Genomic DNA, 22474 nt, shown 5'->3' with positions numbered 1-22474 from the left:
AGAACATGAATAGAAGAAGTTTCCTCCGTATAGGCCTCACAGGTGCGGGTTTAACCGCTTCGTCCATGCTTCTCCAGGGCTTTGGTTTTGGAGACATATCCTCCGCCTTAAATTCGGCAACGAAGTATGTCGATTCAGCAACGAAAAGTTATAATGCAGTTTCCAAGGCCTTGGAAGATATCACCCCAGAACAGGAGTACTATATCGGTCGAACTATTGGAGCCATCGTTCTTGAAAAATTTCAGCCCTATGAACATGCTCCGACCATTTCCTATATCAACCTTCTGGGACAGACATTATCCCGCTTCTCAGACCTGCCAGAACTCTACGACGGATATCACTTTATGGTTCTTGACTCTCCTGAAATCAATGCTTTTGCCACTCCTTCAGGTCTCATTTTTGTTACTCGCGGAATGTTGAAATGCTGTTCTGATGAAAATTCACTCGCAGCTGTTCTGGCCCATGAAATAGCTCATGTCCAGCACAAGCATGGTCTGCAGTCCATCGAAAAGGACAGAATCACCAAAGCAACTTCAATTCTGGCCCTTGAGGGAACCAAAAATTTTGCGAACTCAGACATTGCCAGTTTAACCAACACCTTTGAAGATTCAATAGGAGACATCACCTCAACTATGATAAGCAGTGGTTACTCCCGTTCGTTTGAAACTGAGGCAGATGAGACAGCTGTTATGATACTGCAACGAGTAGGCTATAACGGTCAGGGACTTATTGAAATGCTGAAAGTTATGAAAAAGAATCTTAAACCCGGAGGAATGGATTTTGCAAAAACCCATCCTAGCCCGGAGAGTAGAATAGAAGACATCAGTAATATTATTGGAAAAGAGGACAAACTAAAAACCGACCCATCACGCATTTCACGTTTTCAGGCCGCAATGAAGGGGGTATGAAAAATAAAAGAAGGAACAGATTATTTCAGGCGTTTGGGGCAGCAGGTGTAAGCATTCTTCTTGCTATAGCCATCTGGCAATCGGGAATGCTTACTGCCTGGGAAAACAAAGTCTGGGATACTCAGAGTATGATGCTGGCTTCGCCTTCTCCTCGTAGTGAGGATATCACTATTGTACTGGTCGACCAGCAAAGCCTGGAATGGGCCCAGAAAAACATGGGCATCTCTTGGCCCTGGCCCCGTGAACTCTATGGTGCCATCCTGGATACCATTAATCGGCATCAGGCCAGGGGAATTGGTTTTGATGTCCTTTTTACCGAATCGTCAAGCTTTGGGGTCTCTGACGATACTGCACTCGGCACAGCTATTGCGAAGAGTAAAAATTTTGCAGCCGGCTCAATATTTCCTGGCAACATCCACGGAAAACTCTCCACATGGCCAGATGACATTCCACTTCCTTCCCTTGCAACCACAGCCACGCTTGTCAAAAAAACAGACAATACACCTTCGTACAACTTCCTCACCATGCCCATCCCGGAAGTCGCCCAAAACGCCGCTGTTCTCTGCAATGTTCATCATGATCCAGATCAAGATGGTATTTACCGTTCTCTCCATCCACTGGTCTTCGCAGTCGGTATTCCACTCCCCTCTCTTGGGCTTGGCTTATATCTTGCCGCTCATCCCGATACGGAAGTTTCTCTTCTGAATCAGCATCTCAGCGTTGGTGATGCTGTGATCCCGATGAACATATCCGGGCAGGCCCTGGTTCGTTTCCGGGGTCCGCCAGGGATCTACACCCGCATAAGTGCCGCAACTCTTATTAAAGATGAAATGCTCTACAGAGATGGCGAACACACAGATCCTGCAATCAATCGACAACTAAGGAAAAAATATGTACTCTTTGGCTTTTCCGCACCAGGTCTTTTTGATCTTCGCCCAACCCCGGTAGGTGCTATTTTCTCCGGGGTAGAAATCAATGCAACTTTTCTCGACAATCTCCTGAACAATGATTTTATCAGCCCTCTAAGTCAAAATCTCAAAATCCTTGTTTTGAGTTTCAGTACCATTCTCCTTGGTCTCCTTCTCGCTTATTTTTCAAGTCCGATATATATGACGATCATTGCATTGTTCTTTCTTCTCATTCCGCCTGCTCTGTCTTTTTTTCTCTTTTTCATCGGATTTCGTTTTGAAATACTTCCTTTTGAATGCTCCGTGGGAGGAACCATCATTCTCAGCTTTTTGATCAGTTATATGCAGGAAGGGAGAAAACGGCGTTTTATCAAACATTCATTTGCCCATTATCTAAGCCCATATGTTATCGAACAACTCATAGAAGATCCTGACAGATTGCAACTCGGGGGGGATCGTAAGGAATTGACTATTTTCTTTTCAGACCTTGAAGGATTCACCTCTATCTCTGAAAATCTCGAACCTGATCAACTGATCGAGCTTTTGAACGACTACCTCTCGGCTATGACAGATATAATCCTTGAGGAAGAGGGAACGATTGATAAGTACGAAGGTGATGCCATAATAGCTTTTTGGAACGCACCCTTAGAAACTCCTGATCATGCGGTACGGGCAGTATCTGCCGCATTACGTTGTCAAAAGCGACTGAAGGAATTGCGCCCACTGTTTCTAAAACAATGTGGCCATGAAATGCATATGCGCATCGGCATTAATTCGGGCTCAGCAGTTGTCGGGAATCTTGGCTCAACAAATCGTTTCGACTACTCCATGCTCGGTGACGCTGTTAATCTTGCTGCAAGGCTTGAGGGCGCCAACAAGCAATTTGACAGCTATACAATGATTTCCGAATCCACCTATAAACTCTTAAACAACACCTTCTTCTGTCGGGAACTTGCAAATTTAACCGTTGTTGGAAAGAAAATTCCAATTCGAGTTTATGAACCCTTCTTACCTTCTGAATATCAGAAAAAGAAAAAAACTCTAGAAACTTTCTCAAAAGCTCTCCAGAATTTTTATATTGGAAATTTTGAATCCGCTGTGATTCAATTCAATACAATAGTAGACGAAGACCCATCGGCTATAAAATATCTTAACAAATGTAAAGTTCTTCAGGAGAATCCGCCACCGCAATGGGAGGGAGTCTGGGCACTGACTTCAAAATAAAAAAAAGACAGGGGTGTGATATGGAAACAACAACGCGACCAGATACCAATACTGTCAACTCTGTTCTTGAAATTATTCGTTCCCTCAATCAACTCAAAGGGATGGATATGATTCTTGATCGAATCCTTTTCGAGTCCCGTAAACTTGCCAATGCTGATGCCGGTTCCATCTATCTTGTTAAAAATGACACTCTTGTTTTCAACCATGTCCAAAACGACACCCTCTTTGGAAGAAATGGAGCCGGAGCTGCCCAGTATGCTAAAATGACACTTCCCATCGACAGTCACACAATCGTTGGCTACTGCGCCCAGACTAAACAGACGGTTTCAATTGATGACGCCTATCAAATTCCTGCCACCGTACCTTATAGTTTCAACCCTTCCTTCGACGAAGAAAATAACTACCACACAGCTTCATCTCTCACCATCCCTCTTCTCACCTCTAATGATTCACTTGTTGGTGTAATACAACTTATAAACGCTCAGAATGAACAGGGACAAACCTCTGTCTTTTCTGAAAGAAGTAAGACAATGGCCTGCCTTTTTGCTAATAGTGCCTCAATGATTATTGAACATGGTATACTGAACCGCGAGACCATCCTTCGCATGGTGAAAATGGCGTCTCTTCATGATCCCAAAGAAACCGGGGCTCATGTCCAGCGGGTTTCAGCATTCAGTGTTGAAATCTATCAGCGCTGGGCCAAAAAAAAAGGGCTACCTGACTCAGAAATAAATCATTTCCGAGACCTTATCAGCCTGGCAGCCATGACCCATGATGCTGGGAAAGTAGGCATTTCTGATATCATTTTAAAAAAACCAGCCAGACTCACCAAGGATGAGTTCAATATTATAAAAAAACACACCACTTTTGGTGCCGAACTTTTCAACAGCACTTCCACGGAACTCGATAAGATGACCCACGAAGTAACCCTTCATCACCATCAAAAGTGGAACGGTACCGGCTATCCAAACCTGACGAACTTTCCAGATAAAAATAGCCCTAACCAGGCTCTGGCTGGAAAGGACATACCACTGGCTGCCAGAATTGTTGCCCTGGCTGACGTGTTTGATGCTCTGAGCTCCAGCCGTTGTTATAAAGAACCGTGGGAAAAAGAAAAGGTGTATAACCTCATTCAGAAAGAAAGTGGCGAACATTTTGACCCTGAACTCGTCCAGGCATTTTTTGAAATAACCGATGTCCTCTGTGCAATTCAGGAGAAATTTCAATAAGAATATTTTTGTGGTATTTGGCAGTTCAACTCTCAGACCAGGGTATGAGCCAGACCGAATGAAAGTCCCCCGCAAACAATCAGACCAAAGAAGTATTGCCCTGGGTTCATAAAGAGAATCGGCAACGTACCGATTGCCAGCATCCCAAAAACACCCCTTCCCATACTGTTAATCCGTTTTTTTCTATCCTTCACAATAACTCCATTCCACAAAAACCCTCTTGCTTAGCAAAGAGTCTCTTTGATAAACAAGAGGGACAAAAGAAAGCACTATCTTTTTTTAGCCAGTATTTTTCTTACTTTTTGAGTGTAGCTGCAGCTTTTGGTGCCTTATTTACATATTTAAAGAATACCGGGAATGCAACGAAAAATGCTACACAGAGTAAATACTCGATTCCTTTAATGTGGGTGTAGTAATCAACCAGAGTGTGGAGAGGCTTAACCATTCCGACTGCAACCATATACTGTCCGGCAAGTGTACTGACCGACCAGCCGACCTGTGAAAGGGCGCTTACAAGAGCAGCTCCAACCCAGAGACACATTGCTAACCCTGCCACTAAAATAATTCTTCCTGCTGTCTTTGAATTGTTCTCGGCCATGACATTCTCCTGTTAAAGTATTTTTAAATACACCAATTGTTTTTTTATCCAAGCAAAGCTGAGAGATATCCTTTGATCACATTTAAAGGACCAACAGTAGCGAAAGCACTCAGTAGACAAATCACTCCCCATATCCCCACAAGGGCTGCCAGAACCATCCCGGTCCCCAGAGCAAAACTTGAAGTTTCATATCCGACATCACTCTGTTTTTGAGTAGTACTTTTTGTTTCGACAGCCATGACGTCCTCCATATTTCTTTATAATCTTATATTTCTTATATTGGATAGAGCATTATCAGTGCCAATTTTCACAAACAAACAGAAAAGCAGCAAAAACCATTTACTAACTTGTTTTTACTATAATTTTAACGAAGGCTTCCTTTTCATCCAACGCAACACTTTTGGTGTTCAAGGCGCCTGCGACACGCATCTTCGCTGTATTTTCACTACGAAAGTGTTGCAGGTTTTACAGATAGGATCGTGGCACAGAAAGAGCACGCAATATTGCTGTCGGAACGCGACATCAATCTTTTCAGTACAGTTGGAAATTCTTGACAAACAGAGCTATGCTGCACATGATGGGGTATGAACTTTTCCAGCCACTCCCCCTTTACCTTTTCCAATGTAAGGCGTTTTATTGCCTTTCGTGCATTCTTCAATGTACGCTTCTATTATCCAGTTTTCACAATTCTCTTCCTGGATTATGGTCTAAGCATTGAACAGTTTGCCCTGCTCAATACGGTGTGGGCTTTCACCATCGTACTTGCTGAAGTACCATCCGGGGCACTTGCCGACCTTATTGGGAGAAAACGCCTCCTGGTCACCACTAGTCTGCTGATGATCGCTGAAATGATGCTCCTGTCCTTTGTCCCTCTGGGGAACAGTAAACTCGTCTTCGGTGCATTTCTTCTTAACCGTATTCTCAGTGGCCTGGCAGAGGCCCTTGCCAGTGGTGCCGACGAAGCGATGGCTTACGACACCCTTGTGGCAGAAGGAGACCCTGAGGACTGGCCGAAAGTTTTAGATGTTCAGATGCGGGTACGTAATTTCTTTTACATCATCACCATGACCATTGGAGCATTGGTCTATTCACCCGACACTGTAAACAGCGGCCTGCACTGGTTAGGACTACAGGTTGAACTTGACCAGCAGGTCACCATGCGCTTCCCCATATATCTTACACTTGGCCTCGGCATTCTAACCCTCTTCACCACCATGGGGATGCATGATCCCGTCACAGACAAAAACAAACCAGCGCTTGCAAGCACTGCATTGAAGAGGATACAGGACGTCAGCAGGATAACACTGAATGCTGGTGCTTGGATTCTCCATACTCCTACGGCCCTGGCAGTTATTCTCTTCGGGATGAGTTTTGACCATGTGCTTCGCATGCTTGTCACCATGACCAGTCAGTACTACCGGATCATTGATCTCCCCGAAGCAAGTTTTGGTGTGATTGGTTCCTGTATTGCGATGCTTGGTCTTGTTGTGCCACGAATTGCCAGAGCCATGGTTGAACATTTTGGCCCTACGGTTAACGTCGCCCTGGTCGGAGGCCTCGCCCTCCTCTCACTATGGGGCCTGACTTTTTTCACCCCTATCCTTGGCATACTCCCCATGGCACTGATATTTGTAACCATGATGCTCACCTCATTTTTCACCAGTCATTATCTGAATCAGATCGCTGAACCACACCAGCGTGCAACCGTCCTCAGTTATAAGGGACTCGCATTTAATGCGGCATATGGATTCATAGGGATTTTTTACGCTGGAATTATAGCTAATCTACGCGATTCGGTAAGCAAAGCTTCCCCTGATTTCACTGTCTCTCTTATTGAAAATGAAGCTTTCAGACTATCCATTTACTACTTTCCATGGTATCTTATCGGGATACTTTCACTAATAACTGCCACCTGTCTGCTGCATTTTCGTCTCCTGCGTTCCTCTCGCTGAAAACAGCTTCGTCCCAGGACAGACAGTGACTCCGATGGATATAGTCCAATGACCCCAGATTGCTCCCTGCAGGCAAAGCATAACTTCAACACACTTTGTCTAACCTTCCTTGGTTCTTGGACCATTCAAGTTGAACCCTGTGCGCTCCCTGATATCGCCCAGTTTTTCACTCCCCAGACAAAAGCCATTTCTTTTAATACCAAGCACTTGCTTGAGTGGGACAGCAGATTTCTTGTTGAACTCTCCCGTATTACTGAAATTGCCGAGAACCATGCCATTCCCGTTGATACACAAGGCTTGCCTTCCGGTGTTCGCAAGCTTCTACAACTCACTCTTAAAAAAAATCTCGCCCCTCCAGATAACACATTAAACAACCCTGGAATACTCGCCGAAATCGGCATGCATGTTATTGAACTGTGGAAGCAATCCATAGAAATGCTATCGTTTACTGGAGAAATCCTTTTATCCTATATTCGTTTTTTTACTGGACGAGCCCGTTTTCTGAAGAAAGATCTGAGTTTTTTTCTCTACAATTGTGGTCCTCAAGCTCTTCCAATTGTAGCGCTCATTTCATTTTTGGTTGGATTCACCCTGGCCTTTATAGGGGCTGTCCAGCTGAAGATGTTTGGGGCTGACGTTTACGTAGCAAACCTTGTCGGTCTTGCCATGACCAGAGAAATGGGACCAATGATGGCGGCCATCATCATGGCTGGTCGAACGGGTGCCTCCTATGCTGCCCAACTTGGCACCATGCAGGTAAATGAGGAGGTCGACGCACTACAAACCATGGGGATCAATCCTCTTGATTTTTTAGTGCTGCCACGATTGACTGCCCTTATCATTATGATGCCTCTTCTGGCAATCTGTGCCGACTTTATTGGAATACTCGGTGGTTTCTTCATTGGCTGCCTCTCTCTCGATATCAGTCCGGTTTTGTATTACGAACAGACCATCAATGCCATTCATCTCAACCATTTCCTGGTTGGAATGATTAAATCCGTGGTTTTCGGATACCTGGTTGCCTTCTGTGGCTGCCTTAAGGGGATGCACTGTGGACGCAGTGCCGACGCCGTCGGCAAGGCAACAACATCTGCCGTAGTAACAGCCATTGTTCTTATTGTGATCACCGATGCCGGTTTCACCTTCTTCTTCAACGTTATTGGGATTTAGGCGGACATGACACCCTCAAAAGCCATCATTGAAGTCCAAAATTTAACCATGGCCTATGGTGATTTCATTCTGCAGCAGAACCTTACTTTCAGTATCAAGAAGGGTGCAATTTTTACAATAATGGGAGGATCAGGATGTGGAAAATCCACACTCCTAAGACATCTTACGGGACTTAAACGTCCAGCAGAGGGTGATATTTTCTTTTCAGGAGAAAATTTCTGGAAAAGTTCACACCAATCCAGGGTTCAGCGAATGCAACGGTGTGGCGTTCTCTATCAATCGGGAGCACTCTGGAGTTCCATGACCGTTGGTGAGAACGTTGCACTGCCATTACAGCAGTTCACAGACCTTTCCCCTAAACTTATTGCAGAGATTGTGGAACTGAAGCTTGCACTGGTCGGCCTGAAAGGTTTTGCTAAATATCCACCATCTTCAATAAGTGGAGGAATGAGAAAACGTGCGGGACTTGCGAGAGCCATTGCCCTTGATCCCGAAATTCTCTTTTTTGATGAACCATCAGCAGGTCTTGATCCGATCAGTTCAAAGATGCTGGATGACCTTATCCTGGAAATCCGCGACAGCCTGGGAGCCACCATCATTATCGTCACCCATGAATTGCCATCAATTTTTGCACTCGCCGATGATTCAGTCTTCCTTGACACAGAGACACGCACAATGCTCGCAACCGGTAACCCCGGAATTCTTGCTAAAGAAAGTAACAATATAAAAGTACGGCAATTTTTGAGCCGAACTCTATCCTTAACTGATCCCCCCTGAACAACACACAGTTATGCCAAACAAAAGCATTCAACCAGTAATGATAGGTATATTCGTCATCCTCTCTCTTGTTCTTTTTATGACTGCCATTGTTATTTTTGGCGGCAATAAATTTTTTGCCAGAGAAAATTTAATGATTACGTATTTTGAAGGCTCACTTGACGGACTGAGTATTGGAGCTGACGTTACTTATCGTGGGGTCACCATAGGCCAGGTGAAGAATATCAACATCCATATCCGTGCCAATGGAGAAAAAAGCCAGGATATCATCATACCTGTTCTTATTTCACTGAACGCTGACTCTTCCCTGATCATTGAGGACCATGGAGAAAACAGCAAAGGTGATATCAACACATTTATGGAGGCAATGTGCAAGCAGGGGCTCAGAGCAAAACTCAGGCTTAAAAGTGTTGTCACCGGGAAACGCTATATAGATCTTGGCTTTTATGAAAACAGTGTTGCCGTGTATCAGGATAAGACGGGAGAATATTTTGAAATTCCCACCCTCCCCTCCGAAATGCAGCAATTTTCAAAGGTAATAGGTGACGTAAATTTTGGTGAACTGTACCAGAAATTCAACAGTACATTGACCTCTCTTGAGAAGCTCAGCTCAGGTCTTGCCGAAACCCTGGACCAGAAAAAAACCCAGCAGTTGCTCGATGAGCTTCTCGTTGCTACTGGGAGCCTGAATTCACTTCTTTCAAAACTGGATACCGAAGTCACCCCGATTCTCGATAAAATAGATGGCGGGTTGGAACAATTCAACGCTCTCACCGGTCATGCGGATAACGTAGTCTCATCACTGAACACCCATATCGACTCAACACTTGAGCATGCTGACGCCCTTCTTGCCCAGGCAGAAAATACCATCCGCCCCAACTCACCTCTGTACCATCGATTAACAGAAGCCATGCAGCAGCTGGAAAAGACAGCTAAATCACTAGAAACCCTCAGTAATTTCATTCACCGCAACCCTGATACCCTTATTTTTGGTTTGCAAAACCCTGGTAAAGCTGAACATAATGAGTAATATTCACACATACGTTCCCAGAAGCCGATTATGGTGACCAGAAGTATTTGCCCTGACGCAAACCTACCAGGCAGGATATTACACCTCCATGTTCAAACATAAAAAAAATCTGATTACATTTCTAAGTATTCTATTGATAGTAGGTTTCCTGCTTACCAGCCTGGCCAGCTACTTCATCTCACTAGCCTCTCTCAGAGATCAGATGACTCACGGTGAATTACCACTCACCAGCGATACTGTTTATTCAGAAATCCAACGCGATCTTCTGCGCCCCATCTTTATCTCTTCCCTTATGGCATCAGATACCTTTTTGCGGGACTGGGTAATCAATGAAGAACAGAACCATGATGCTGTCATACGATACCTCACAGAAATCAAACAAACATACAACACCATTACGTCTTTTTTCGTCTCTGATCAGACTCGAAATTACTATCATCCCGATGGCCTTGTGAAACAGGTACAGGAAGCTGAAGAACGTGATTCCTGGTATTTTCGAGTACAAAAAATGTCAGATGACTTTGAGATCAACGTGGACATTGATCAGGCAAACAACGACACCATGACCGTTTTTATCAATTATCGAGTTCACGATTACAAGGGGAATTTTATTGGTGCAACCGGGGTTGGGTTGGCAGTGGATGCAGTTCAAAAACTCATCGACCAGTACCAGGAAACCTATAACAGAGATATTTTTCTCATTGACCGCCTGGGAAACATCAAACTCAGTAACACCTCAGACAAACAGCGCCAGCAACAAACAGCACAACTGAACATCTTTCTCAAGAGCAAAGAGTTTCTGACTCAAATGACTTCCACCGAGACAGTTGCCTTACAGTCCAAAATAGACGGACATCCGATATCTCTGAACACCCGGTTTATCAAAGAATTTGACTGGTATCTCGTGGTCATTCAGAGTGAACTGGAAGGAACAGCCAAATTACTTCAAACCCTTCTTATCAATCTGTTATTCTGTGCAGTTGTTACCACCATCATTTTATTCATCATTAATCGCGTGATTTCATCCTACCAGGAAGATATCGAACATATGGCCACCACAGATAAATTAACCGGTCTCTATAACCGCCAGGCACTGGATCTGTTAGTCAATCCTATCCTTCTCGACCAAAGCCGGAAGCCCGAGAATCTGTCGCTACTGTTACTCGACATCGACCATTTCAAAGAAATCAACGACACATACGGACATTTAGCTGGAGATGCTGTACTGAAAAATCTTGCCAGGCTCATTACGTCCCGGTTGCGGAAAACAGATATAATATGCAGATGGGGAGGGGAGGAATTTCTCATGCTCCTGAAGGGGTGTACTCTGGATACAGCATCGAATATGGCAGAGGAGCTGCGACTTGCAGTAATAAACAATCCGACTTCCTCTCAGAATCAAACACTTCCTATAACTGTAAGTATCGGTGTGGCACAATATCAGCCGGAAGACACAAGAGACAAGCTGATAGGCAAAGCCGACAGGGCTCTCTATCAAGCAAAGGCGAATGGAAGAAATCGGGTAGTATCTGCTTGATAACGCTTTCTTTGCAACAATACATTATCGGAGTTTTCACCTGGTATGAACAATAAAATAGTTCCTGGAATTTTTTTCCTGTCAGCTCTGTCCCTGCTTCTTTGGGCTGGCGGATGCATAAAACAGCCACTTCCCATCTATTACTACACTCTGGGACCCATTAACCAGAAAACAGCAGCCGTTCCTGACAAACCCCTGACTAATATACTCGTGGGGCCGATTCACATCGCTTCGTTTCTTGACCAGGGACAATTAGTCACCCAGAACTCAAGCTACTCTCTTACCATCGAGGAACAGCACAGATGGGCTGGTGATCTCAAGGAAATGCTGACGACTGCCCTTATCACAAATCTGAGTCTTGAGTTTGGAGCAGAGGGAATCCATATTTTCCCTGATTCCCTGGAACCGGATAGTCTGCAAGTCGTTACAAACTTCCTCCATTTTGAAAAAGATAGCGATGGTAATGCTTCTGTGACCGTTCGCTGGAAGATTCTTGCCTCTAACGGGAAGGATATGCTGTATCAGACAATCTCAATTTACAAGATACCTCCTGAAAACGATGGATTTGATGCATTGGCAAAAGCTCTCAGCCGAGGGCTCGCAAAACTTTCCGATGAAATCACAGAAAGGATTACAATACTCACAGCAAGCCAAAAGGCTCCATGACAGGAAAATGAGCATTCTGTTACCTGATCACACCAATCCTCAGCCTACCCGCATGAGGAGGAGTTGTTTCGGGTCGATTATATGGGCATCTGCGGCCTGGACGTCCGCAGTAGAGCTCCCATGGATGGGTTTATGGCGTCCCATATGATCGACACGAAACAGCTCCGGGTTGCAAAGCTGAGTTTTGATGGTGATCAGGTTCTGTTATTTCCTTTTTTGGACACACCCCAATACCCCTTATGACAGGTGCAACGATCCCATGACTGATAATGACCAACACTTCTCAAACGAAGAGGACACATCCAATTGCCTTTCAAAGGTCTTGAACGGCAATTCAATACAACGGAGTTTTAAACAGGCGCTCACCCCCTTTGAAGATTTTGTCCATAAGGAAGCGTCCTCCGGATTACTGCTTATGGGCTGTACTGTTGGGGCACTGGTTTTAGCCAACTCTGCAATGTATCCGGTTTACGATGCAGTACTCCATCATAAATTCACCATTGGCAGTGATTTTTTTTCTATAAGCCACTCTCTGCAGCACTGGATCAACGATGGCCTGATGGCCCTCTTTTTCTTTATGGTTGGTCTTGAAATCAAACGGGAAATCCTGGTTGGAGAGCTTGCAGACCGCAAACAGGCCATTTTGCCAATTGCTGCAGCCATTGGTGGCATGGTTGTTCCTGCTCTTATTTATGCTGCAATTAATAGTGGCAGTGACGCTCTCGCTGGCTGGGGGGTTCCCATGGCCACGGATATTGCATTTGCCATGGGAGTTCTTGCCCTCCTTGGATCGCGCATTCCACGATCCCTCGTTGGCTTTCTACTGGCACTCGCCATCGTTGATGACCTTGGCGCAGTTCTGGTCATTGCCGCCTTTTACACAGATAAGATAAACCTCCTTGCACTACTCTTTGCAGGTTTAGCCTTTGTTATGCTCCTCCTTTCAAACATTGCAGGAATCCGTCGCCCTCTGCCATATGTAATCTTTGGTCTGCTTTTGTGGCTCGGAATGCTTGAATCGGGCATCCATGCAACCCTTGCTGGTGTAATAACAGCCCTCACCGTTCCTGCCAACTCCCATTGTCATGCCATACCGTTTGTCAGACGAATGCGACAGTTAATCACCAGATTCGAGACTATTCAGGAGGACCACAGGCACATTATGCAAAACAGTGAACAGCAAAAACTCCTCCAATCCATGGAAAATTTTGTTCATTGTATTGAAAGCCCGCTACAACGAATGGAGCATAATCTCCATATATGGGTCTCCTTTCTCATTATTCCCATTTTTGCCCTTGCTAACGCAGGAATACCCATTGATTTCTCAACACTTGGAACGACATTTTCAGACCCGGTGACCATTGGCGTCATTGGCGGACTTATTGGTGGAAAACTTATAGGTATCACCTTCTTTTCCTGGCTGATAATTAAAATCGGCTTAAGTCGACTACCGGATGGTGTTACTCTTCCCATGATCGCAAGTGTCAGCCTGCTGGCAGGAATCGGTTTTACCATGTCTATTTTTATTGGAGGCCTGGCATTTGACAATGCACAGCATCTGCTCAATGCAAAAATTGGTATTCTTGCGGCATCGCTGTTTGCAGGGATCGCTGGCTATATCTCCCTGCGCTTATGCACCAGTGAGCTGGAATAGTTTCCTGAACCTGTTAAGGTTTTCTCTGCCAATCTGTTTGTTTACGAAACAATCACTATGCCTATATTTTCAACACTTTCCGGCCTGATACGGGGATGTCCACGAAATATCAAAAGACGTCTTCTTCGTGATATCCTGCTTATCCTTTTCGTTATATCCGGTGCCATTCTCACCATAGTGATGCTCCAGGGTGTTAAAACCCAGCGTGAGGTTTCAACCTCTATTATAGGCAAGGCTAACCTTCTGGTCGCAGCACATTTCCAATCTTATACAGATCCACTTACAAATATTTTAAGAATACTGGGAAAATGGGGGGAAGCCGGGCTGTTCAACATGCAGACTCCTGAGATTCTCGCCAGCCAGTTCCAGGCACTTATGGAAATTCAACAAACCATCCATTCCATATCCATCGCCGATACAAACGAAAACTGTTTCCAACTCTCTCACCACAATGACGAATGGCTTGTAGATGAATCCCACAAAAGTAACGCCACAACCTCCCGCCTTGTTGACGGAAAGATTGAAGGCCAGGAGACCGTAAACGAAAGACGCTACACCATGTCCACTGCTAACTGGTTCCAGGGTGCCATGCTCACCCCTTCCAGCACCAAATTTTTCATGACAGAACCCTATCTTCAGAAAACGACTGGAGATACTGTCATCACAGCAAGCCTTCAGTGGAAGATACGTAACAGCAAGGACGGTAACCATGTCTCAGGTGTTTCTTTCACCACACAAAGCCTGATGACCTTTCTGGAAGACCTTCAGATTACCCCTAACGGCCGTATTGTACTCTACGACAAAGAAGGAATACCCTTGAATAGTTCAGGAAAAGACCGATTAAACAAAATAGTTAGCGCCTCTGTCGAAGAAGTCAGTCTTTCAGAACAACTTCTCAGTACAGTGGGAACCCTGCTCAGAACAAACAGACAACAGACCACCCAACCACTCTCCATCAGGAATGGCGGAAAAAACTGGTGGCTTGGCTTTAGCCAGCTCCACGAATCAAACCCCGATATCTGGGTCGCAGTGATCATCCCTGCAGATGATATTTTTTCCGACCTGCATCGGCAGTGGATTCGCTTCGCTCTGCTTGTTGGCTCTATTTTTCTACTTGCTGTTCTAATGACAGTCCTTCTTGTTCGAAAGTACAGCTATCAGTTAAAGGATTTGCCACAGCAGCATATAAACACTCAGAGCTATGAAACTGAAGTCGCAGCACTCATCAGAGCCGGTGAATCCACCACTCTTGAGTTCAAATCCACCATGCGAACCAACCTGAATTCCGGAAGACCAGGAAAAGAAATTGAGGTAGCATGGCTGAAAACCGTAGTCGGATTTATGAACAGCGATGGGGGGATTCTTCTCATCGGAGTGGATGATTCCGGAACAATTCTTGGCACAGAGGCAGATAATTTTGACAATGAAGACAAGTGTCGACTACACTTCAAAAACCTACTGAACACCCATATTGGTGCAGAGTTCACCAGATTTATTCATCTCAAAATTGCCATCATCAAAGACAAAACAATTTGTATTGTTGAATGTGAACGGGTTCGTCGTCCTGTCTTCCTTTCCATAGGCAGGCAGGAGGATTTCTATATTCGCTCCGGACCTTCGAGCATTAAATTAAGTATGAGCCAAATGATCAAATACCTGAGTGAACGTTAAGATGGAAGCAAAATACAAACATATCACCCCACGCTGTTTCGTAAATGCCCCCTGGTATGAGTTAAAGAATCGCTACCTTGATCTCTTTCTGCAACATGGCATTCAACCTGAAATTGGCCTGGAAGGTCTTTGTCTCTACGAAGAATCAGAGGATGAATTCAAAAAAATTGCCCACACACTGAAGAATAACAGACTTTCCTGTACCCTCCACGCACCTTTTTTTGACCTTGCTCCCGGAGCCCTGGATCCGAAAATCCTTGATGCCAGCCGCAACAAACTAAGAAAGGCAGCTCGGCTGATTACTATTTTCCAGCCAAAATCCATGGTTTGCCATTTAAATTTTGAGGAAAACAAACAGGGGTACAAATGGAATGAGTGGCTTCTGGCAGCTTCCGAAACCTGGCAGGAACTGCTCGGGATTGCAACGGAGCAGGATTGCATTCTTATGCTTGAAAACACCTATGAAACCAGTCCCGATGCCCATGAAACAGTTCTTACAAAATTAGATTCAGAAAACGCACGATTCTGTCTTGATGTGGGACATCTTATGAGTTTTGCTAAAACACCGTGGCAGAACTGGCTCCCCATACTTTCTCCCTGGTTGGGCCAGCTTCATCTTCATGATAATAATGGAGAAAAAGACCAGCACCTGGGGCTGGGGCTGGGAAAATTCGACTTCAAAGGTCTTTTCGATTTCCTGGCGGTAAACAATCTTCATCCACTGGTAACTCTTGAACCACATAGCGAAGACGACCTTTGGCACGCTCTAGAATATCTACACAGAACAAAACTGCTGGATCAGGTGTAATTCCTCAACCCTGATTCTGAAGAAGTTTCCCGGTCTCTTTAGGAGTAAGTCCAAAATAACTGGCGATCTCTCCCCAGCTCATTTTCTTTTTGGTGTACATACTCAGGATATCAGCTGCGGTCGCATCGGTTTTCCCATAGCGCTCCATCAGGTAAATAAGTACAATTTCACGGCCTGTTGCACCTTCCTCACGTAACGATGCAATCTCTAAATCCGACACTCTGAAAAATTCTTTTACCAACTGATCGGTGACCACCTCCACTGCCGCTTCTTCAGTATCAATAGCAGCAAGAAGAGTATTCAATAAATTTTTATTTTTTTCATTTTTTTTGAGACTCCGAGACGTCAGGATCTGCTTCCAGGTTCCACCACTGTCCAAAATGGCCAGTAGACTGTTGACCTCTACATCACAAATCCGAGCGACAAAAAGACCGATAAGTAGATCGTCCGGATCCACTCCCCCTTTCATTTTCATCATAACAATCTGACTTTTAGAAATATGAAAGTTTGCAGAGATAAAGGAGTTAAAGCTGGTGGTAAGCAGGTACTTGTCGGCAGCAAATTTTCGATCCGGATCAAAAACTCTATCCTGGAAGCAATGACAGCTTCTCGTTTGCTGAGGAGTATCCATGGCAAAGATAGGGGCAGCTAAAAACAATACAACCAGAAAACAGATCATGATTTTCATTGTTGATCCTGTAGGGTACAGTGTATAAAAAATGGGTATGGCAGGCTTACTAATTCCTTTCACCTGTTTTTTTTAATTTTCTTCTGTTAAACAAGAGATGATCAGGAACAGTTCCCATCATTCTTCAATGACAGTAACTCAGGATACCTGATACTCAAAGCATAATGACACGGCAATCAAAAAAAAAGCGGGGCATCATTGTTGGCGGTACCGGTCTGATTGGTGGAACCATGGTCCATTATTTCAAATCGTACTGCGGTAATAACATTGAAATCCTTTCGCCTAATTCGAAAACTATGAGCCTTGGCAGCAAAAAGGACATAGAACGCTACACCAGACGCTGGAAGCCAGATTTTATAATTAACTCCGCAATTGCAGCGATTGACGCCGATCCACAACTCGCCTATACAATCAATTATCTGGGCTGTATCAATCTGGCAAAGATTGCCCTTAACCTCAAGATTCCTTATATTCACATCAGTTCAGCTGCTGTTCTCCCCATGGGAAGACTCCTCACAGAGGAGCAACAACTTAACCTTAGCCCGACTCTTTCCAATTACGCGAAGTCAAAGCTCATGAGCGAGAGAACACTCCAGCATATGTATGAGAAGGAAGGGCTCGATTTCACAGCCATCAGGCTCGGTATCGTTTATGGACAACACGACCACAAAACCCAGGGTTTCCATCGCCTGCTTCACTCGATTGCCGATCAGGCAATGCCACTTTTCTTAACGGCTAAAGGAGTTCAACACTCCTATTCCAATGCTGAAAAAGTCCCATACTTCATCCACCATGCCCTCATCAACCGCGATGAATTCACCGGGGAATTCTATAATTTTGTCGATTCAGAACCTGTTGAGCTTGTACACCTGATCCAGACAATAAAAAGTTTTCTGGGCGTCAAAAAACCAAGAAATATCTTCCTGCCACTCCCGGTTGCACAATTTGGCTCAGCTGTTCTGAAAAGGTTACTCAAAGGACTGTTAAGGATTGGAATTTACACTAAAATGCCAGCAGAACTTATGTTCTTAAGCCAGTTCTATAAAACACAGACTCTGGACAACAGCAAACTCAGAAGATCTTCATTTATTGACCCGTGGCCGGAACAGACCATTTACTCAAAACTCCCTGAACTTATAGACTACTACATTTCACGATGGGAACAGCGTAACCTTATCTCAGGGTTTAACGATGAATTCTTCGCTCTCAGCAAAGATGTTGAGCAATTTATCAATAGCCCGGAGCAACTCCTGCAACATCTACACAGTAGAGAGTTCAAAGAACAATAGGGATGTTAATCTTTAGTTGTAACTTGATAACATGGCCAGACCTCAGCGTGGATTGACCAGCTGGAGGATACTCCGAAATTTTGAACCCACCTAAACGATATATGATAATTGACAAAAAAAGCTTTTCGCGCATACGTGAAGTAAAAGGGACCAGATGAAAAATGTACAAATAATGTCATTATAAAAGGGTACTTGATGCCAAAAGAAGTGACCCATTGGCTGATAGCCGATGAAGTGTGCAAACATAGAACGATCAATATCAGACCTGAATACAGAAACGTTGTCTTGCTAGGTGCTGTTTTTCATGATGTGCTCTATTACTACATCAAAAGGGACAAAGAAATACTGGCTAGGTTGCCTGACAAGTTTCATGGTTCCAACAAAGAAGATAGTTTCTATTTTGTCGAGGGACTGATTAATCTGTACAACCAAGCCGACAAACCTGATAAGGCGGTAGTACGAGCCTTTACAATCGGTTTTGCTTCCCATATCTTCGTCGATATCAATTTTCACCCTTTCGTCTATTATATGACCGGGAACTCTTACGACACAGATCCTGTTAAACGAAAGATTGCTGTGCAAAAACATCGCGAAATCGAATGTGTAATCGACTGCTGCTTGGAGAAAGATGCAAATAGCCACAAGGCATATGATATCAGTGCCATGTACAAAGATGCCAGGCAGTATCTAGAGGTGATTTTCTCCAACGGTATAGAATACAAGAAATATGGTGTGCGATTGATTATTGATGACATATTAAGATCTTACAAAAATTTTAATTATGCGCGCAAACTCTTTATCAATGGTTTTTTGGTCAATATTATGGCTCTTAGCGAACCACTGCTCCCCAAAAGTTTACAAGCGATCAAACAACTTTCGTACCATCAGCACAAGTACTATACTCCATCAGACGTGACGGGTGAATTAACTTACTTTGACACGGTAACCAATGAGCCACACATCACCACACTACAAGCAATGAAAGAGCGTGCGGTGTACGACACTCTGGAGTTTTGCCATTTATTGCCAGCGTTTTTCGATGGTACTACCTCATTGCCGGTTGGTCCCTCCCTTGAGACCGGACAAGTCAGATCGAGTGTGTATGAAATGAAATATTTTCATACAGGCAGTTAAACAATGAAATTTGATATTGATATCGATAAAAAGTGGCTGACCAGCAAGGAAAACAGTACTATCCGCGGATTTATAAATTGAAAACCAATCATCCATACGACGAACAACGCTCTCCTGAACAATAACCTACTCACAAATTCCTTTTGATTTTCAGCTTTTCTACCGATATATATACGAGTAAGGATTTACAGGTACCTAATCAAACCGCACCCAAGACACCATACATGAGCGAGCAGCCAGATATTGCAACAGACCACTCTTTAACTGATGTACCCGAAGGGGCGGATACTGTTAGTTCACACACTTATCCGACACACCCTTCAGGTGGCGGAAGCTTTTCAATGAACAGTTTTGTCATCGAAGATTCCTTCTATCGCGCGCGCCTTTCACGCCCGGTGCACTGGTCTGTTGCCTGGTCGGATCTGATGATGACCATGTTTATTCTTTTCCTGACCATGTTTGTCTATCAGGCATCTAACGAAGAATTCCTCCTGACTAACACTCCGGAAATCATAGGCGGCAGCACAACAGAAGCTCTTGATATCCTGGGTGACGGTGATCTTATTGTTCCTATCATGCCATTGAATCGGCCTGCCCCTCTAATCAACTCTGGAACAGTAAAAAAGATCGAAAAAATTCAAATCAACGATATTGATGTCGATGGGATCTTCGAAGAAAATACCGTTTACGTCGAACCTTCCCTGGACAAAGCAGTTGATGAATCCAGAATTTCCGAATCCAATCCCCCTGAAATGGCTTCTCCCGTCCCCTCCCCCCTGCCAAAAGACATCATAGAGCCTGCACCTATCATCATAGCAGAAGAGCAGGCGTTGCCAGAAGTCAAGAAAACGACGACATTCAGTGAAATGTATGACATGAGTCAACAGGCTCTCAGCGACGGTGCGCTGGATCAGTTTGCCTCCATAGATCTTGTACCCGATAAAACCATGCGCATTATTCTTACCGGGGATCTGCTCTTTTATACCGGTCAGGCTGACCTCTCAAATGCTGCCAGGCAATCTCTTACAAAACTTACTGCAGTCATTAAAAATTCTCCTTATATGATCAACGTCATAGGTCACACAGACAATCAACCCATGCACTCTTCCCGTTTTGCCTCAAACTGGGAACTCTCAGTTGTACGGGCAAGCAGTGTTGCCAGATTCCTCATTAATGAAATGGGAATGAACCCGGCACAGTTTATTGTTTCAGGCTACGGGTCCCAGCGACCGAGAAGACCAAATACCAATGTCGAGAATCGTGCTGCAAACAGACGTGTCGAAATCATTATTTCCAAACGCCTGGCCCCAGCAATAAAAGCAACTTCGGATAACCTCCTATAAAAAATATACCCCTATGAAAAATAAAAACTTTATCGGACTCCTCCTCTGTATCCTTATTTTCTGTTTAGGCTTTTTTATTAATGGAAACCTTAGTCTCTATTTTAATGTCTCAGGAATCCTAATTGTACTGGGTGGAACTGCCGGGGCCGCACTGCTCAGTTTTAAGATTGAACAGCTAGGCATTGTTTCAAAGGTACTGCGGGCAAATTATGGTAAAAAAATCAAGAAAGAAACTGAGATTGTCCGTATCCTGATCGATCTATCCATTAAATCACGAATGCAGGGAATTCTCTCCCTTCAGGAGGAAGAGAATGAGACCTCCATCCTTTTTTTAAGACGTGCTCTCGGCTGCCTTGTCGATGGCTACAAAGTTGAACAGATACGCGACATTCTCAATACTGAAATCTATTTTTTCAGAATGCGGCGAGAAGATTCAGAGCGTGTCCTTCGGACCATTGCTGACTTTTTCCCTGCTTTCGGGATCACCGGTAGTGTTGTGGGACTCATCTCCATGCTTGGTGGTATTGGAGATACATCAGTTATTTTAAAGGCTGTCCCCATCGCCCTTACTTCAACGCTATACGGCATCGTCTTTGCCAATTTCTTTTTCCTTCCCTTCGCCTCCTTTCTCCGAGAACGTACCAACCAGGAATTATTGCTGCAGAAAATTATCATGGAGGGTGTTATTGCCATCGATTCTGAAATGAATCCCATAATCCTCAGAACTAAACTGGAATCCTTCCTAACCCCATCAGAACGTCAGGAAACACTCGTCTCCTACCAAAAACTACAGGAGCGTTTCAACATAAAAGCCTGACAGTTTCCATATATTTTTCTCCGAATATCGTGATTTTTATGGCCCTTTCAAAGTGCATTGTCACGATGAGTATGGTATGTTCTCCCCTGTGTTTGTACCTTTGCTCATTTCCTCTTCTACAGGAGAAAGATTTTGACTCACTACCTATCGAAACTCTTATGCATCTTCGTCCTTCTAGCTCTTTCAAACTGCGCGCCATCCACTGCCAACAGAGCTGAGGAAAAAGGAGCTGCTGCATTAAATACTCAGGAAATATTTGACCTGACCTCCGGAAACACGCTTCGCCTCATTTCTTCCGACTTTGACTCCTATATCTATTTCAGCCAGGATGGTTCCCTTTCTGCGGGTTCTATCTTTAACAATAGCACTGATTTCGGAACCTGGGATATTGCAAGTGATGGAAAACTCTGTATCAAATTTAACGTCTGGTATTTTGGTGATATAAATTGCTATTCAACCTATAAGGATCCCGAGAGCGATCAGTACCTCCTGTTTACCAGTAATGGCGCACTTGCCTACACTGCAAAGGCCTCTTCCGGTAATTCCCAGGGAATGGCCATCAAGAACAAAAAAGACAAAAAAACAGCCTATGTCCGTAGCAGCTTAAGTCAGGGACAGGCAACCCGCCGTTCCAACGAACCAACCACTACACAATCCGTCCCTGAAGCCACTCCAGTTCCTGTCCCCGTTTCTACGAACAGTGTTTCGAGTACCTCACAGGAAGAGGTAAAACACAGCGTGAAGACAATGGCTCAGGATTGTCCCAACTGCAACTTTGAAGATGCCGATCTTCGCAAGGCATATCTTGTCGGTGCCAACCTCAAGGGTGCCAACCTCAAAAGAGCTGATCTTAGTCGTGCCAATCTGCGTCGTGCCAATCTTGAAGGTGCCAACCTTTCAGGCGCCACCCTGCTCAGCACAAACCTGCCGGGTGCTAATCTTAAGGATGCCAACCTCTCAGGCGCTGACTTCACCGGATCAAACCTCATTCAGGTTGATTTCACCGGTGCTGACACAGAGGGTTGTATTTTTGAAAATACCCTCCAGGAGGGTGTAAAGGGACTCAAATAA

21 protein-coding genes are annotated in these 22474 nt (G+C 44.5%); 17 read left to right on the top strand and 4 right to left on the bottom strand.

Annotated elements, in window-relative coordinates; genetic code table 11:
• The first annotated feature begins 5 nt into the window (after window positions 1-5).
• The 3 genes from UWK_RS12600 to UWK_RS12590 are packed head-to-tail and all read left to right on the top strand — an operon-like array spanning window position 6 to window position 4269.
• Window positions 6-908, top strand: a complete 903-nt coding sequence (locus UWK_RS12600; RefSeq protein WP_228130079.1) for a M48 family metallopeptidase — start codon at window positions 6-8, stop codon at window positions 906-908.
• Entirely contained in the window at window positions 905-3040 is a 2136-nt protein-coding gene (locus UWK_RS12595) for a CHASE2 domain-containing protein (protein ID WP_015404763.1), read from the top strand. Before UWK_RS12600 ends, UWK_RS12595 begins: the two co-directional genes overlap by 4 nt.
• A 20-nt stretch (window positions 3041-3060) precedes the next feature.
• Window positions 3061-4269 (top strand): HD domain-containing phosphohydrolase, encoded by a 1209-nt coding sequence (locus UWK_RS12590; RefSeq protein WP_041916972.1) that lies wholly within the window; start codon window positions 3061-3063, stop codon window positions 4267-4269.
• Window positions 4270-4301: 32 nt separating this feature from the next.
• Here UWK_RS12590 and UWK_RS12585 read toward each other — a convergent pair whose 3' ends face one another.
• The 3 genes from UWK_RS12585 to UWK_RS12575 all read right to left on the bottom strand — a co-directional run bounded on the left by UWK_RS12585 (window position 4302) and on the right by UWK_RS12575 (window position 5106).
• A complete protein-coding gene (locus UWK_RS12585) occupies window positions 4302-4463 on the bottom strand; it encodes a hypothetical protein (protein WP_153304897.1) in 162 nt (53 codons plus the stop codon).
• A 101-nt stretch (window positions 4464-4564) separates the two neighbouring features.
• The gene (locus UWK_RS12580) at window positions 4565-4867 is read right to left on the bottom strand and encodes a hypothetical protein (protein ID WP_015404761.1); all 303 of its coding nucleotides are present in this window, start codon (window positions 4865-4867) and stop codon (window positions 4565-4567) included.
• Window positions 4868-4911: 44 nt separating this feature from the next.
• Entirely contained in the window at window positions 4912-5106 is a 195-nt protein-coding gene (locus UWK_RS12575; protein WP_015404760.1) for a hypothetical protein, read from the bottom strand.
• 345 nt (window positions 5107-5451) lie between these two features.
• Here UWK_RS12575 and UWK_RS12570 point away from each other — a divergent pair, with 345 nt between their 5' ends.
• The 9 genes from UWK_RS12570 (at window position 5452) to UWK_RS12530 (ending at window position 16132) form a co-directional block, all read left to right on the top strand.
• Window positions 5452-6819 (top strand): MFS transporter, encoded by a 1368-nt coding sequence (locus tag UWK_RS12570; RefSeq protein ID WP_015404759.1) that lies wholly within the window; start codon window positions 5452-5454, stop codon window positions 6817-6819.
• A gap of 48 nt (window positions 6820-6867) precedes the next feature.
• The gene (locus UWK_RS12565) at window positions 6868-7989 is read left to right on the top strand and encodes an MlaE family ABC transporter permease (protein ID WP_015404758.1); all 1122 of its coding nucleotides are present in this window, start codon (window positions 6868-6870) and stop codon (window positions 7987-7989) included.
• Window positions 7990-7995: 6 nt separating this feature from the next.
• A complete protein-coding gene (locus UWK_RS12560; protein WP_015404757.1) occupies window positions 7996-8766 on the top strand; it encodes an ABC transporter ATP-binding protein in 771 nt (256 codons plus the stop codon).
• Between the two features lie 13 nt (window positions 8767-8779).
• Window positions 8780-9796: an MlaD family protein gene (locus UWK_RS12555; RefSeq protein WP_083907295.1), complete on the top strand. Its 1017-nt coding sequence runs from the start codon at window positions 8780-8782 to the stop codon at window positions 9794-9796.
• Between the two features lie 88 nt (window positions 9797-9884).
• Window positions 9885-11333 (top strand): sensor domain-containing diguanylate cyclase, encoded by a 1449-nt coding sequence (locus tag UWK_RS12550; RefSeq protein ID WP_015404755.1) that lies wholly within the window; start codon window positions 9885-9887, stop codon window positions 11331-11333.
• A 45-nt stretch (window positions 11334-11378) separates the two neighbouring features.
• Complete coding sequence (locus UWK_RS12545) at window positions 11379-11999, top strand: PqiC family protein (RefSeq protein ID WP_015404754.1); 621 nt, start codon at window positions 11379-11381, stop codon at window positions 11997-11999.
• 259 nt (window positions 12000-12258) lie between these two features.
• The gene (gene nhaA / locus UWK_RS12540; protein WP_015404753.1) at window positions 12259-13653 is read left to right on the top strand and encodes a Na+/H+ antiporter NhaA; all 1395 of its coding nucleotides are present in this window, start codon (window positions 12259-12261) and stop codon (window positions 13651-13653) included.
• A gap of 57 nt (window positions 13654-13710) precedes the next feature.
• A complete protein-coding gene (locus UWK_RS18615) occupies window positions 13711-15324 on the top strand; it encodes an RNA-binding domain-containing protein (RefSeq protein WP_015404752.1) in 1614 nt (537 codons plus the stop codon).
• Window position 15325: 1 nt separating this feature from the next.
• A complete protein-coding gene (locus tag UWK_RS12530) occupies window positions 15326-16132 on the top strand; it encodes a sugar phosphate isomerase/epimerase family protein (protein WP_015404751.1) in 807 nt (268 codons plus the stop codon).
• 4 nt (window positions 16133-16136) lie between these two features.
• Here the strand turns inward: UWK_RS12530 and UWK_RS12525 are convergent, their stop codons facing one another.
• Window positions 16137-16820: a hypothetical protein gene (locus UWK_RS12525; RefSeq protein WP_015404750.1), complete on the bottom strand. Its 684-nt coding sequence runs from the start codon at window positions 16818-16820 to the stop codon at window positions 16137-16139.
• A gap of 164 nt (window positions 16821-16984) precedes the next feature.
• Here UWK_RS12525 and UWK_RS12520 point away from each other — a divergent pair, with 164 nt between their 5' ends.
• The 5 genes from UWK_RS12520 to UWK_RS19730 all read left to right on the top strand — a co-directional run bounded on the left by UWK_RS12520 (window position 16985) and on the right by UWK_RS19730 (window position 22474).
• On the top strand, window positions 16985-18109 hold the full coding sequence (locus tag UWK_RS12520) for an NAD-dependent epimerase/dehydratase family protein (RefSeq protein WP_015404749.1): 1125 nt from the start codon (window positions 16985-16987) through the stop codon (window positions 18107-18109).
• Window positions 18110-18304: 195 nt separating this feature from the next.
• Window positions 18305-19243, top strand: coding sequence for a zinc dependent phospholipase C family protein (locus tag UWK_RS12515; protein WP_015404748.1), 939 nt, complete (start codon window positions 18305-18307; stop codon window positions 19241-19243).
• A 224-nt stretch (window positions 19244-19467) separates the two neighbouring features.
• The gene (locus UWK_RS18610; protein ID WP_015404747.1) at window positions 19468-20586 is read left to right on the top strand and encodes an OmpA/MotB family protein; all 1119 of its coding nucleotides are present in this window, start codon (window positions 19468-19470) and stop codon (window positions 20584-20586) included.
• A 13-nt stretch (window positions 20587-20599) separates the two neighbouring features.
• Window positions 20600-21403 carry a motility protein A gene (locus UWK_RS12505; RefSeq protein ID WP_015404746.1) on the top strand — a complete coding sequence of 268 codons (804 nt, stop codon included), beginning with the start codon at window positions 20600-20602 and terminating at the stop codon, window positions 21401-21403.
• Between the two features lie 132 nt (window positions 21404-21535).
• Complete coding sequence (locus UWK_RS19730) at window positions 21536-22474, top strand: pentapeptide repeat-containing protein (RefSeq protein WP_015404745.1); 939 nt, start codon at window positions 21536-21538, stop codon at window positions 22472-22474.

Source organism: Desulfocapsa sulfexigens DSM 10523 (assembly GCF_000341395.1).
Classification (GTDB): domain Bacteria; phylum Desulfobacterota; class Desulfobulbia; order Desulfobulbales; family Desulfocapsaceae; genus Desulfocapsa; species Desulfocapsa sulfexigens.
This window is presented reverse-complemented; position numbering and strand designations above follow the sequence as displayed.